This is a genomic window from Sphingomonas sp. AP28 (genome assembly GCF_056680455.1).
This window is the reverse complement of sequence record NZ_CM155283.1, coordinates 1,629,536-1,642,095: the sequence shown is the minus strand read 5'-3', so window position 1 is coordinate 1,642,095 and position 12,560 is coordinate 1,629,536. Positions and strand designations below refer to the sequence as shown.

Annotated in this window: 10 protein-coding genes and 1 tRNA gene; 6 read left to right on the top strand and 5 right to left on the bottom strand. The window is 54.9% G+C overall.

Going from position 1 to position 12,560, the window contains the following annotated elements; genetic code table 11:
- The first annotated feature begins 44 nt into the window (after positions 1 to 44).
- The 3 genes from AC1MH0_RS07425 to AC1MH0_RS07415 all read left to right on the top strand — a co-directional run bounded on the left by AC1MH0_RS07425 (position 45) and on the right by AC1MH0_RS07415 (position 3,361).
- A tRNA-Val gene (locus AC1MH0_RS07425) sits at positions 45 to 119 on the top strand.
- A 107-nt stretch (positions 120 to 226) separates the two neighbouring features.
- A complete protein-coding gene (locus tag AC1MH0_RS07420; RefSeq protein ID WP_480965351.1) occupies positions 227 to 1,234 on the top strand; it encodes a tyrosine-type recombinase/integrase in 1,008 nt (335 codons plus the stop codon).
- A 513-nt stretch (positions 1,235 to 1,747) separates the two neighbouring features.
- Positions 1,748 to 3,361, top strand: coding sequence for a hypothetical protein (locus AC1MH0_RS07415; protein ID WP_480965350.1), 1,614 nt, complete (start codon positions 1,748 to 1,750; stop codon positions 3,359 to 3,361).
- Between the two features lie 114 nt (positions 3,362 to 3,475).
- On the opposite strand, the gene AC1MH0_RS07410 is transcribed toward AC1MH0_RS07415, so the two are convergent.
- Positions 3,476 to 4,303, bottom strand: a complete 828-nt coding sequence (locus AC1MH0_RS07410; protein WP_480965349.1) for a hypothetical protein — start codon at positions 4,301 to 4,303, stop codon at positions 3,476 to 3,478.
- A gap of 478 nt (positions 4,304 to 4,781) precedes the next feature.
- On the opposite strand from AC1MH0_RS07410, the gene AC1MH0_RS07405 reads away from it, so the two are divergent.
- Positions 4,782 to 5,953 (top strand): IS3 family transposase gene (locus AC1MH0_RS07405; RefSeq protein ID WP_133021543.1). Its coding sequence is split into 2 segments (ribosomal slippage): positions 4,782 to 5,046 and positions 5,046 to 5,953, totalling 1,173 coding nucleotides; the frame shifts between segments, so codons are not numbered across the junction.
- Positions 5,954 to 6,756: 803 nt separating this feature from the next.
- Here the strand turns inward: AC1MH0_RS07405 and AC1MH0_RS07400 are convergent.
- The gene (locus tag AC1MH0_RS07400; RefSeq protein WP_480965348.1) at positions 6,757 to 7,329 is read right to left on the bottom strand and encodes a recombinase family protein; all 573 of its coding nucleotides are present in this window, start codon (positions 7,327 to 7,329) and stop codon (positions 6,757 to 6,759) included.
- Positions 7,330 to 8,164: 835 nt separating this feature from the next.
- Here AC1MH0_RS07400 and AC1MH0_RS07395 point away from each other — a divergent pair.
- The gene (locus tag AC1MH0_RS07395) at positions 8,165 to 8,536 is read left to right on the top strand and encodes a hypothetical protein (protein WP_480965347.1); all 372 of its coding nucleotides are present in this window, start codon (positions 8,165 to 8,167) and stop codon (positions 8,534 to 8,536) included.
- Positions 8,537 to 8,567: 31 nt separating this feature from the next.
- On the opposite strand, the gene AC1MH0_RS07390 is transcribed toward AC1MH0_RS07395, so the two are convergent.
- Positions 8,568 to 9,739, bottom strand: a protein-coding gene (locus AC1MH0_RS07390) for an IS3 family transposase (protein ID WP_133021543.1) whose coding sequence is annotated in 2 segments (ribosomal slippage) — positions 8,568 to 9,475 and positions 9,475 to 9,739 — 1,173 coding nt in all. Because the reading frame shifts where the segments join, the coding sequence is not laid out codon by codon here.
- Positions 9,740 to 9,869: 130 nt separating this feature from the next.
- On the opposite strand from AC1MH0_RS07390, the gene AC1MH0_RS07385 reads away from it, so the two are divergent.
- A complete protein-coding gene (locus AC1MH0_RS07385) occupies positions 9,870 to 10,841 on the top strand; it encodes an SIR2 family NAD-dependent protein deacylase (protein ID WP_480965697.1) in 972 nt (323 codons plus the stop codon).
- Positions 10,842 to 11,110: 269 nt separating this feature from the next.
- Here the strand turns inward: AC1MH0_RS07385 and AC1MH0_RS07380 are convergent, their stop codons facing one another.
- Entirely contained in the window at positions 11,111 to 11,662 is a 552-nt protein-coding gene (locus AC1MH0_RS07380; RefSeq protein ID WP_480965346.1) for a hypothetical protein, read from the bottom strand.
- A gap of 161 nt (positions 11,663 to 11,823) precedes the next feature.
- Positions 11,824 to 12,339 carry a Panacea domain-containing protein gene (locus AC1MH0_RS07375; RefSeq protein WP_480965345.1) on the bottom strand — a complete coding sequence of 172 codons (516 nt, stop codon included), beginning with the start codon at positions 12,337 to 12,339 and terminating at the stop codon, positions 11,824 to 11,826.
- Positions 12,340 to 12,560 lie beyond the last annotated feature (221 nt).

The following is a 12,560-nucleotide window of genomic DNA, read 5'->3' as shown; positions in this document are numbered from 1 at the left end:
GGGCTTGCACGCCGCGAAGAGCGCGGCTAGTGGAGCCCTCCGGCGGGCGTGTAGCTCAGTGGTAGAGCACTGTGTTGACATCGCAGGGGTCGCAAGTTCAATCCTTGCCACGCCCACCATAGAAAGCCTTGGAATCCTTCGGGTTTCCAAGGCTTTTTACGTTTTAGAAGCCCTTTAAAACCGCACCTTGCGCGCTCCTGACACACTGGTGACACAGGAGGGTCCCTTGGCGACCATAAGTAAGAGATCGAAAGGCTGGTTCGTCCAGATTCGCCGCAAAGGCTACGAACCGGAATTTAAGACGCTGCCGACAAAGGACGCTGCGGAACGATGGGCGCGGGAGCGTGAGGCACTTATTGATCAAGGAGGGCGGCCTGTCAGCCGCAAGGACCTCCGTACAACAACCTTAGGGGACCTCATCCGCCGTTATGTGAAGGAGGTAACCCCTTCGAAGCTTAGCGCCGATACCGAGCGTCTAAGGCTCAACAAGATGCTTAAAGCCCCCCTTTGTAGCATCACTCTAGTAGACCTCTCTTCCGCTCCTGTAGCAGCGTATAGGGATAAGCGGGCGTTAGAAGTCAAAGCAGGAACGGTGGCGCGGGAGTTATCCCTGCTGCATAACGTCGTTGAGGTCGCCCGCAGAGATTGGTCGGTCGGTCTTACGTCGAATGTGGTGGCACAGGTCCGCCGCCTACCGGTAAAGAATGCGAGGGACCGTCGCCTTCATCCGGGCGAGCTTAAGCGGTTAATCGATGCCTTACGGTCGACCCGTAACAAGCTGATCAAGCCTGCGGTTCTACTGGCCATAGAAACCGCAATGCGACGTGGGGAGTTGCTCAACCTAACGTGGGATGCAGTCGACCTTCAAAGCCGTACTGCTCATATACCCCATACTAAAACCGGCTATGCCCGGACCATACCGCTAACCGATCAGGCGCTAGCTATTTTAGCAGAACTGCCACGTAGCGACGACAAGGTTCTCCCCCTCTCTGCTATGGCCCTCCGGTTGGCATGGAACCGGGTAAGGGAACGTGCTGGTATGCCGGACCTCCATTTTCATGATCTTAGGCATGAAGCGATAAGTAGGTTCGCTGAAATGGCCCTTACTACTGTGGAGCTATCAGTAATTAGTGGTCACCGTGATCCTAGAATGCTGTTCCGTTACGCGCATCTTAGACCCGCTGACTTAGCAAGGAAGCTTACCGGACGTTCTTGGGAAGCCGAGATCGGTTAGCAACGGTGTGAGGATCGCGATTGTGAAGTTGAATTCCTTTGTCTTGATCCTTTCCGACCAACCTAAAAGTAAGATTCCACCCGTGAATATCGGACTTACAACGTACTTCTTATTTAGAAAGCAATTAATTAAACCTAATTCGCGGTATTAATAAACACACTTTCTACTACCGCCTTAAATATAGACTATACAAAAATAAACATGCCGCACGATTTTATCTTGACGTGGGCGGCGGTCAGCGCCAGATGGCGCCGCACCGCCAACTTGAAGATTGAAAAGTACATCTTCCCCTATATAGAGATACAGAGGTATGTTTACTTTACATAGCCGAATTAGCCATTCTCAATAGCTAATATCAGGTATCTTATAATGCATGTATTTAACGATGAACATGGTAAGCTCTATAATAGGGCTTATCAACTAACCCTAAGAAGGTTGGAGTTGTATGGATCAATGCTATCCAACCCTATTAGGTTCTCAATCTCCTCTCTAATTCTTGCTTTGGATAGCGGATTGAGAGGGACCCTTCCTCCTGCCTATTACCTTAGCTCCCTTCCTCCCGGCACTGGAAAAACGGAAGCAATCTCTTCCTTCATCGCGGCATGGAAGAATGAAGGCTTCAGTCCCGATAGCAGTATTATTCTTTGCTTCCAGAGTAAGGAAGAAATACGATCCATGATCGGCAGGCTGGCCCTCGATGATTCAGATTTCGCATGTTATACACGCGATGACGACCTCAACGCCCTTGGTCGCGGTAAGGACGATGCCCGCAACGCTCGCATCCTATTCACCACTCAACAGATGATAATTAGCCGAACCAAGACATATAAGTTTGGTTCGGTCCAAGACCTATTTTACATAGACGGTCCTCGACCCCTTCGTATTTGGGACGAGAGCATGACTCTTGCCCAATCCGTTACCGTACGTTGGACCGCAATCGTAGGTCTATATGAAGCTATCCAGCATTCTTACAGAACTCTTGCCGACATTCTTTGCGGTTTGATCGAACAAGGGGAGACAATGGACGAAAGCGTCGTTCGGGTTCCTAGGGGCATAAAAGACGCCGCTAAAGAGCTTATCAATGCCGCCCGCCTTGACCCTCACCTTCTTGCCCCTGATCGGCGACGGACGCTTGACGGGCTGCTTGCACTAGAGGGGCGCTCGGCTTGGCGGGTTGCTGGCGACTATGGGGCACGCGCGCTTGTAGGGGCTACCAGGGCCCTACCAGATGACTTTGCTCCCGTTATCATAACGGACGCCTCTGGCGCGGTACGTGGCACCTACGAAGCTATGGAACGGGGTATTGGAGGGCTAGTTCGCCTGCCCTACTTCCCGAACGATTACAGCAAGGTTCGTATCCACCTATGGACAAGGGCAGCAGGCAGGAAGGCGTTGGGGGTGCCCGCGAACCGTGACAGGATATTCAGAACGATAGCCAAGCTGATCGCGACCAAGCCGGAGGAAGAATGGCTTGTAATCGGTCCAAAGACCGTAGGGTCGCTTAGTACCGAAGTGGAGCTAGCGCAGTACCTTCCAAACGGCGTGTCCGTATCCTTCCTGAATTGGGGGCGTCACCACGGAACGAACCGGTACCGAAACGTTAAGAACGTTGTAGTCGTAGGCACATATACATACCCGAAGGAAGCTTACACCGCATTGGAAATCGCCGCTTCGGGCGTGCCTATAGAAGATATGGACGCCTTCCGCTGGGAAGAAATGCGAGAAGCCGAGATCGCCCATAACATGTTGCAAGGAATGCTAAGAGGTAATGCTAGGAATAGCGATCATGGCGTAGCGCATGATTGTGACATTTACCTCATAGCGCCCGCATCGCCTGACATGGAAAGAGTGCTTTCGACTGTCTTTCCTGCTGCCGTTTTCGATGAATGGGGCGAGGTCAGAAGGGACGGACTTACCGGGCAGGCGGGCAGACTACTCGACGCCTTGAAGGCCCATTTCGCCGACCCTCTGGCGCCCAAGCTGCCAAAGCAGGCGGCACGGATCGCTGCTGAAATCGGTAATACGAAACAGGGTCTTGCCAACGTGCTCGCGCGCAGTGAAGTGAAGCGTGCTTTGGAAGAGGCAGGCATAGTTACCAAGACACGTCATTTCGAGCGTCGCTTGTGACGGCATCGCGAGTCAAGGCTGCACAGCGAATAGCTCGTTAGAAGGGGCAGCCGGCCGCCAGGCAACGTGCATTGACAACGATCTTACAATAGAGCGCACACATCCTCTATAGCATCATGATGTATAGTTCCCAAATGGCGCCCTGATCATTCTATCAACCGTTCGATCAGTTGATTTGCTTAAGAATGTTATACTTTGCTCCTTTCCAAATACATCCCTATAAATCGCCTTTCCATAAACCCAGAACCTTAAATTGCCCTGCCTAATTCCTGCACACTCTATATCTAATAACCTGATAGGTCTAGCGTGACTGGTTGAGTCGCCTGACCCTAGAACAGCTTTACTTCCCGCGAAAACATGATTGTCCAAGTTGAAAGTATCCGATGGCATATCGCTCGGTAAGACAATGGTTTGAATAAAGACCGACAGCTCGCTGGCTGGCGTCGACCCCTTATTAGAGAACTCCCACTGCAACTTGAAATCGTTGCCGTTCAACGGTTCAACAGCTTTGATAGAAACAGAAAGATAGGCACGAAGTTCGATGTAAGCCATGCGCTGTGACAGTTCGTTTGCATCGCTCGCCACTTTCAGCGCCGCTCCGTTGAGGCGTAGCGTGTGGATGAGGGCGATCAGTCCTGCTACGCTTACTACTGCTTGAACGCCCGAAAGCATGGTTGCCCAAAACGCCCATAATGCGGAGTTCTCCGTTGCTGCTAACGCCCGAGCCTCGCTTTCAGGCTTCCCACATGGCGCGGGGTTGCGGGTACGATATTCCGCAAAATACGGGATACCAGCTAAAGGCGTTGGGATAGGTCGACTGTACCCGTCTCGACAGCTTATTACCTTATACGCGGTCGGCGCTAATACCCAAGCCGTTAGCCCGCTTGTAGTGACGACCAGTCCTAATATTCCAGTAGCTATGTAACCGAGCTTTGCCGTCATGCATTGCAGTTACCTCAAAGGGTGTTGGACACGCTATCATTAGTTGCGACGAACCCATTGCACGGTAGGCGATCCTACGGGCGCCGCCGACGAAATTCAATTTGAAGCGGCAGCCGGGCCCCAGCCAGCGCGCACTGGGGCGGGAGGCAGGCAACCTACCTCTCCCACCCCTTGGCGTCGTACAGGTCTTAATCGGACCGATACGCTGCAAGCAACGGCCCTACATGTGCGAGGGTAAGCCTGCTAAGTGCCTGTGAGCTTACGGATAATCCGGGTATCAGCCTGTGAATGGACGGGTTTGGCGAATGGACCAAGTCTCTAGGACTTCGGCCTGTTCAATATGCCGTTACGGCACCACCGAGGCCTCATCACCCCTACCCGATTGTGCTGCCTTCATATCGCCTCTCAAAGAGGCTGAGCTGCCCCCTTCTGAGCGGTCCATCGACTATGAGAGTCTGGATCAAGGAAGGGACGACGAATGCCTGCGAAAAAGCACAAGCCGGAAGAGATCATCGGGAAGCTGCGTGAAGTTGAAATCGTCCTGGGCCAGGGCGGGACGACCGCCGAGGCGTGTCGGCGGATCGCGGTCAGCGAGCAAACCTATTACCGCTGGCGCAAGGAATATGGTGGGCTGAAGACGGATCAGGCTCGTCGGATGAAGGATCTGGAGAAGGAGAACCTGCGGCTGCGGCGTGCGATCTCCGACCTGACACTGGACAAGCTGATCCTGCAGGAGGCGGCACGGGGAAACTTCTAAGCCCCGCGCGGCGCCGACGCTGCATTGACCAAGTGAAAGAGGTGCTGGACGTATCCGAGCGACGGGTGTGTCGCGTGCTCGGGCAGCATCGGTCGACGCAGCGCAAGGTGCCGTGTGGGGCAGATGACGAACAGGCGCTGACTGAGGACATCGTTGCGCTGGCCGGGCAGTATGGACGCTACGGTTACCGCCGGGTGACCGCACTGCTGCATGCCGCGGGGTGGTCGGTGAATCATAAGCGTGTCGAACGCATCTGGCGGCGTGAGGGGCTGAAGGTACCACAGAAGCAACCCAAGCGTGGCCGGCTGTGGTTAAACGACGGCTCGTGCATCCGGCTGCGGCCGGAGTATCCGGGGCATGTCTGGGCGTACGACTTTGTCGAAGCGCGAACGCACGACGGGCGCAAGTTCCGGATCCTCACGATCATCGACGAGGCCAGCAGGGAGTGCCTGGCGCTGACCGTCGCACGTCAGTTGAAACACGAAGACGTGCTGGCGGCGCTTGCCGAGCTGTTCATCGCGCGAGGTCCGCCAGCGCATATCAGGTCGGACAATGGCAGCGAGTTCATCGCTACCGCGGTCCAGAAATGGCTCGGCCAAGTCGGCGTGAAGACGCTGTACATCGCGCCGGGCTCGCCATGGGAAAACGGCTATAACGAGAGCTTCAACGGTTCGCTTCGCGACGAGCTACTCAACGGCGAGATCTTCTACAGCCTCGCCGAGGCAAGGGTGCTGATCGAGGCGTGGCGGCGTCACTATAACACCGTCCGACCACACAGCAGCCTGGGCTATCGACCTCCGGCGCCAGCAGCAGCGACCCCGCCATTGCCGGCCTCCGGCTCCGCTTCGCTCCACCTACGCCCGGCAATGGCGGCGGAGGCGACGATGCACTAACTATCTACCCGGACCACCCGGTGGGGGCTGCTCAAGGCAAGAAGCCTTTGTCTAAGGTCGAATGTTATAGTTTTTCTATGAGTCACACAATCGACAGTCTGACGGTCGGGAAGGAACTTGATACAGTAGTTCGATTTGTCATCTTCCCCCGTTGCCTTCATAACAGAAGCTATCAAATTTAAGCTCCCTGCACTCCAAAACGACGCATTATCACTCAATGTTCTTCTAAGTTGATAAGACTGCTTAAGTCTCTCTTTCGTCGTATTTCGTAGTACGTTGTGTAGGCTGCGATGCAGCTCCAGGGGTATGTCGCTACGTGTTAATTCTTGGGCAGAAGAGCGTATAGCTAGTCCGCTGCTAATGAAGTCAGATATCGCCGCATCAATTAGTCTATATTGCTGTAGTTGCTCCGTATACTCTGCAACTTGAAAAGGCGTTAAACGCTGCTCATTCATCATGACTATTTGCCGATAGGAAAGAAAGGCGCTTAGCGCGGCAGCTAGCCCGCCAATCATCGAAGCTATAGCGACGACAAGCTCCAACGAGCCACGGGTGGCTTTCACAGGCCTCTGCCGTGCCAAGGCTCGCGCTCGGGCAGCAGCAAGGACGCGGACGTTTGGAGGGCCATTCATCGGGTAACTAGTAAGAGTGCCAAACTCCACTCACAAGACAAGGTGCCTGGTTCCTTTCAAGGAAGGCGAGGGAGCCGATCGCCGGGCATGTACAAGAAGAAAAGTATGACGGGCGCTCACCACGAATGCAGCGCTACGTAGACCTCATCGCGCGATGGGGTGCGGAGGGCATCAGGGAGAGCAGTACCTCTTCACCGTTGCCTTGGAGAGGCCAAACTGCACGGCAGTGGCAGCGATGCTGGCACCATTTGCCTTACGCCAAGCGACAACCGCTACGCGATCACCCGCAACAGGGCGACCAAGGCTAACCTTCCCTCTGTGGGTTCGCCCCGTTACAGCTAAGGCGGCCTTTGCCGCCGTTCTACCGGCGTCACAGCGCTCTTTTATCCGTTGCCGCTCCATATCTGCGATCTGTGCAAGAACCGCTACGACAAGCTCCCCTACGCCTCTGCCGATCGGACCAAGCCCGCGGACGTCCACCGTCACACCCTTATCTAGAAGGTGACGGATAGTGCGTTGGATATCGAGCGCATCGCGACCAAGCCTGTCGATCGCATAAATAGCAACGCAATCGCGCTCACGGACGTAGGACAGGAGGGCCGCGAAGCCGGGACGATCCGCAGCGAGAACCGCGCCCGATACTCCCTCATCAACGAATTCCTTATCAGAAGCGCCAAGGGCCTGTCGTTGGGCTTCAACGCTCTGGTCGTCCGAAGAACAGCGCAGGTAGGAAATCCGGGTCATGATGTGCTCCGAGTCGCTCATAAGATATGCGTCTTTATGAGCTAGTAGGCTCATAGAGTCGAGTCTATCTTATGAGCCAGCAAGATAGCGGAATAAGACCATGGCTCAAAGCGTACACCTTAAGAGCTACAAAGCTGGGGTAGGAAGTACCGTTAGGACTTCTAGGTACTAAGCATTGCGAAATTCTGGACACCCTTTAGTAACGGGCCTCCCAACGGACGTGAAGCGGCAGCACTCCGGCTAGCCGCGCGAACTACGAAAGGAATTATACGAAGGATGAATAATGACTACATATACCTACACTCGAAAAGATGCGATCGATGCTAAGTGTCGAGACTGTAATTACGATGAATACTCGGCTGGAACATTCAAGGAGCAGACCGCAGCGTGCGTCTGCGCGAACTGCCCCCTCCACAGCTTCCGTCCGATGCCAAGACAATGTCGTGTCGGCGGCCTTCCTGACCCCGTCGCTATCGCTGTCATACGAGCGAAGCTTGAAAGGATAGATCGTGAGCAATCACGCCGCTAACCTCTAGACACCCAATCTCCAGTTTGATCGCAAAATCCCGTCAAACGACGCGCCAGAGACGCGAAAGGGCCGGTTCCGCAGGAATGGGCCCCGTCGCGCCGACCGAGCATGGAGCGTTCTAAATGACATAGTTCGGGCGATTGGCCCCGGTCGCCCTCGCATAGTCAGGTGGACGATCGTCCGGCTCGGTGTGCGCTGCCGTCAACCTCCCCCAAGCGTTCAGAAGGCTGCCGATCGGATGAGCTTGGGAGATCGGTGCTAGGCGAGATATACCCTACGAGCGTCACCGAGAATACGGAGCAAGAGATGCCGATAGAGCTAACAGAAGCTACGAACGTGCAGACCGGTAGTCAGGCGGCTAGCGAAGCTGGCGCTCCCACTCCAACGCAAGCCGCGCTCGGGCAGGTACTTGAAGAATTCGACGTGCAACCAGTCCTGTTTATAGGAGCGGGCCTAGCGAGGCGCTATCTAGGCGCGCCTGACTGGGAAGGCGCGCTAAGGCACGCACTTGAAGCTATGGCGGGTGACGCTCCTGCTTACTCGTACTTCGTGCAGAAGTACGGGGATGATATGGTATCAATCGGAACAGCAATTGGTGACCTGCTGTTCGAATGGGCGTGGACGAAAGGAAAAGGGCATTTCGACGCCGCCTTATACGAAGTCGAAGACCGATACTGAGCAGCCCCCACCGGGTGGTCCGGGTAGATAGTTAGTGCATCGTCGCCTCCGCCGCCATTGCCGGGCGTAGGTGGAGCGAAGCGGAGCCGGAGGCCGGCAATGGCGGGGTCGCTGCTGCTGGCGCCGGAGGTCGATAGCCCAGGCTGCTGTGTGGTCGGACGGTGTTATAGTGACGCCGCCACGCCTCGATCAGCACCCTTGCCTCGGCGAGGCTGTAGAAGATCTCGCCGTTGAGTAGCTCGTCGCGAAGCGAACCGTTGAAGCTCTCGTTATAGCCGTTTTCCCATGGCGAGCCCGGCGCGATGTACAGCGTCTTCACGCCGACTTGGCCGAGCCATTTCTGGACCGCGGTAGCGATGAACTCGCTGCCATTGTCCGACCTGATATGCGCTGGCGGACCTCGCGCGATGAACAGCTCGGCAAGCGCCGCCAGCACGTCTTCGTGTTTCAACTGACGTGCGACGGTCAGCGCCAGGCACTCCCTGCTGGCCTCGTCGATGATCGTGAGGATCCGGAACTTGCGCCCGTCGTGCGTTCGCGCTTCGACAAAGTCGTACGCCCAGACATGCCCCGGATACTCCGGCCGCAGCCGGATGCACGAGCCGTCGTTTAACCACAGCCGGCCACGCTTGGGTTGCTTCTGTGGTACCTTCAGCCCCTCACGCCGCCAGATGCGTTCGACACGCTTATGATTCACCGACCACCCCGCGGCATGCAGCAGTGCGGTCACCCGGCGGTAACCGTAGCGTCCATACTGCCCGGCCAGCGCAACGATGTCCTCAGTCAGCGCCTGTTCGTCATCTGCCCCACACGGCACCTTGCGCTGCGTCGACCGATGCTGCCCGAGCACGCGACACACCCGTCGCTCGGATACGTCCAGCACCTCTTTCACTTGGTCAATGCAGCGTCGGCGCCGCGCGGGGCTTAGAAGTTTCCCCGTGCCGCCTCCTGCAGGATCAGCTTGTCCAGTGTCAGGTCGGAGATCGCACGCCGCAGCCGCAGGTTCTCCTTCTCCAGATCCTTCATCCGACGAGCCTGATCCGTCTTCAGCCCACCATATTCCTTGCGCCAGCGGTAATAGGTTTGCTCGCTGACCGCGATCCGCCGACACGCCTCGGCGGTCGTCCCGCCCTGGCCCAGGACGATTTCAACTTCACGCAGCTTCCCGATGATCTCTTCCGGCTTGTGCTTTTTCGCAGGCATTCGTCGTCCCTTCCTTGATCCAGACTCTCATAGTCGATGGACCGCTCAGAAGGGGGCAGCTCAATACATATTCCTTAAGATTATCGTCGCTTCTCATATAAGCAGCCTCGGCCTGCCGGAAGCCGATACCATGACTCCTGACATGCAGGAAGAGATAGAAGCGCTTCGCTCTATCAGGCCACACGCGATCATAACAACTAATTATGACAACATGTTAGAGGATGTATTCAAGGGTTACGAACCGATCGTCGGAAAAGGTGTACTGCGTTATGACCTGAACTCGTTCGGTGAGATATTCCATATACACGGTATAGCAGGTGACGCTTCTAGTTTGATACTTACCGAACCAGACTATAAGAATTGGGAGCAGCAAAGCCGGTACTTCGCCGCAAAGCTGCTGACTTACTTCGTCGAGCACCCGGTATTCATCTTTGGCTACGGCTTGGGCGATCCTAACGTTCGAAGCCTATTGCAAGACATTGGGCGAATTACAGCAGACGATGACGGGTTGATTAGCAACGTTATTCAAATTGTCTGGCACGCGGAGAAGAAGTCTTATTCGGAGCAATCCGAGTTTGTGATCGACGATGATAGCTCTGGCAAGCAGTACAGGCTTCGCATCTTCAATGTAACATCGATGAAGGATGTGTTCGATGTACTTTCAGCTAGGCATGAGCTAAAGCAAGTAAATCCGGCAATGCTTAGAGCTTTATCTGCGAGACTAATGAAGCTAACCCGACGTGACATACCCGGCGGCACCATCGAGGTAGATTACGCGACTCTAGAGAAGGTGGCAAGTGATGATAGCTACCTTCCTGCAATGCTCGGACTAACCTTTGCCGACTCTGATAACAAAACTCATCCTTTTACCATCAGTCAAGTAGCAGACGAGATGAAGCTAAAAGGATGGAACGATGTCGACAAGATAATAAAGAAGATTAAGCTCGAAACAGGTATCAACCTACGCTCTTCGGATAACCGCTACCATGAGAGGATAAAAACCGGCAAGAACGAAGCATCTGCGGTCCGTAAATGGTCACATGAGGCGCTGGACCTTTTCAAGTCAGTCCTTGAAGGTAAAGCGTACAAGGTAACCGAGTAGAAGGGCATAATCGCGAAAGCTGTAGGACCATGTGCTAACGCAGCCAAGCAAGCGAAGCTCGAAAGCATCGACCGCAAATAACCTTACAGTTGACCTACTGCCGCCCGCGTGTCGTTTGACCGTAAAACTTGGCTAAACGACACGCCATAGACGCGCTAAGGGCCTGCATGGTTGTACGGGGTCAACGGATGCCTATAGAGCGTTTGGCGCGTGAAATGCTGCATTCTGGCGTCGCGCAAGTGGGCGGCACGAGAAGCCGATTTATTGGTTTAAAGTTCTCCCCGCCGCGCTAGCTCTTCTAGGATTACTGGGACAGCGTCATCAAGGGCGTTGCCAAATTGATCAAATTGGTCTTCTAGCTGGCCATCCGTAAGAAGGGCGCGTTCACTTACTCGCCACGCTCGTACCTGCCGCTCGGGATGGCCGGGTGCGATGCGCGGTACACACGCGACGATAGCGTCTGATCCTTCAAAGCCTTCCTGCGTAAGGATGGATCGATGAATCAAAGTGGCGAGTAACTGCCGTTGATAGTCCGAGAACGGAAAGGATGCCCATCCTATTACGAAAACTGGCGTTAGTTTCCCGTCCTCTAAAAAGATGAACGTCGGCTTCACAGGGACTACCATGCCGCGTCCGATCGGATACCGAGCTTCCAAGCCGTGAAATACCTGGATGCCCTTGATATTAGAGGCATCCAGCCAAGGAAGAAGCGCCTCAATGATCTCTTTGCCAAGCCGACTAACGTAAGGGTTAGGTATCAGAGCGACTGCCCGTTCGACGTCCGCCTTGGACATCCCGTACGTCACATAGTCAGCGATCACCCCGTATATCTTTGTCAGAGCGTGGCGTGGCTTACCCAAAACAAACCGTGTGATCCGTCGCGAGGTTTCGTCACGGCGACGATCATTTAGCCGTACCCAGTTAGGGAGGGACGGAGGTCTACGGACTTGCGCGATACGCTGTTCAGCGGACTTCATCGACCTTACCTCGCGTTGGAACGACTCGAAAGTATTTGATCAGGAGTGATTTCCATACCTGGATTCGCATGGCCTTGATACCACCACACACGATGCCACGCTCCGCCTTCGATATGCGATCGATGCCTAAGGCTTGCGGCGCTTAAAGGCATCAGCGGTGCAAGAACTGTCTTAAGCACCGATGCATCGGCGGGACTTATGCTTACAGTCGACGTTTCGACTTGCATCGTCGCCGGCGAGAAGAAACTTGCTCGACTTCGAATTGGTCTGTCACCATTATCTTTGAAAGCTTGGTAAACTTCTCGGAATACTGGACCGTGTTCCCACGCCTCTATCTTGGCGTTCGTGATCAAGACGCCAGATCGGGCAAGGCTTTCTTCGTACGCGAAGTAAAGAAGCTTATTGAGAGCCATGTTAGTGATCGGCAGACCTAGCTCATCAGCATAGTCCAATATCCAATTGGCGAGTCCCCGCACGCTGTAACCGCGTTGATCGGACTTTGCGGACGGTGGAACGCTCATGCCAACCTTATGCAACGTGAACAAAGCGCAAACAAGCGCTCGATCATCGGCACGGGACGGCGCTGGCAATCTGGACCCTCCGTCCTAAACAGGGCCTGTTTTAGACAGCTACAGCGCCCAAATGCTCCGGCAACGTCATTTTGCCCTGCGGCGTAAGCGATTGCTGCTGTATGGTCCTTCTAACACCCGAGTTGGGGGGGGGGCTTCCGTTTTTGTGACAC

Bases quoted from the DNA above. Each gene is read 5' to 3' on its own strand.
- AC1MH0_RS07410 (WP_480965349.1), bottom strand. From the start codon at position 4,303: ATGACGGCAAAGCTCGGTTACATAGCTACTGGAATATTAGGACTGGTC.
- AC1MH0_RS07400 (WP_480965348.1), bottom strand. From the start codon at position 7,329: ATGACCCGGATTTCCTACCTGCGCTGTTCTTCGGACGACCAGAGCGTT.
- AC1MH0_RS07395 (WP_480965347.1), top strand. From the start codon at position 8,165: ATGCCGATAGAGCTAACAGAAGCTACGAACGTGCAGACCGGTAGTCAG.
- AC1MH0_RS07385 (WP_480965697.1), top strand. From the start codon at position 9,870: ATGACTCCTGACATGCAGGAAGAGATAGAAGCGCTTCGCTCTATCAGG.
- AC1MH0_RS07375 (WP_480965345.1), bottom strand. From the start codon at position 12,339: ATGAGCGTTCCACCGTCCGCAAAGTCCGATCAACGCGGTTACAGCGTG.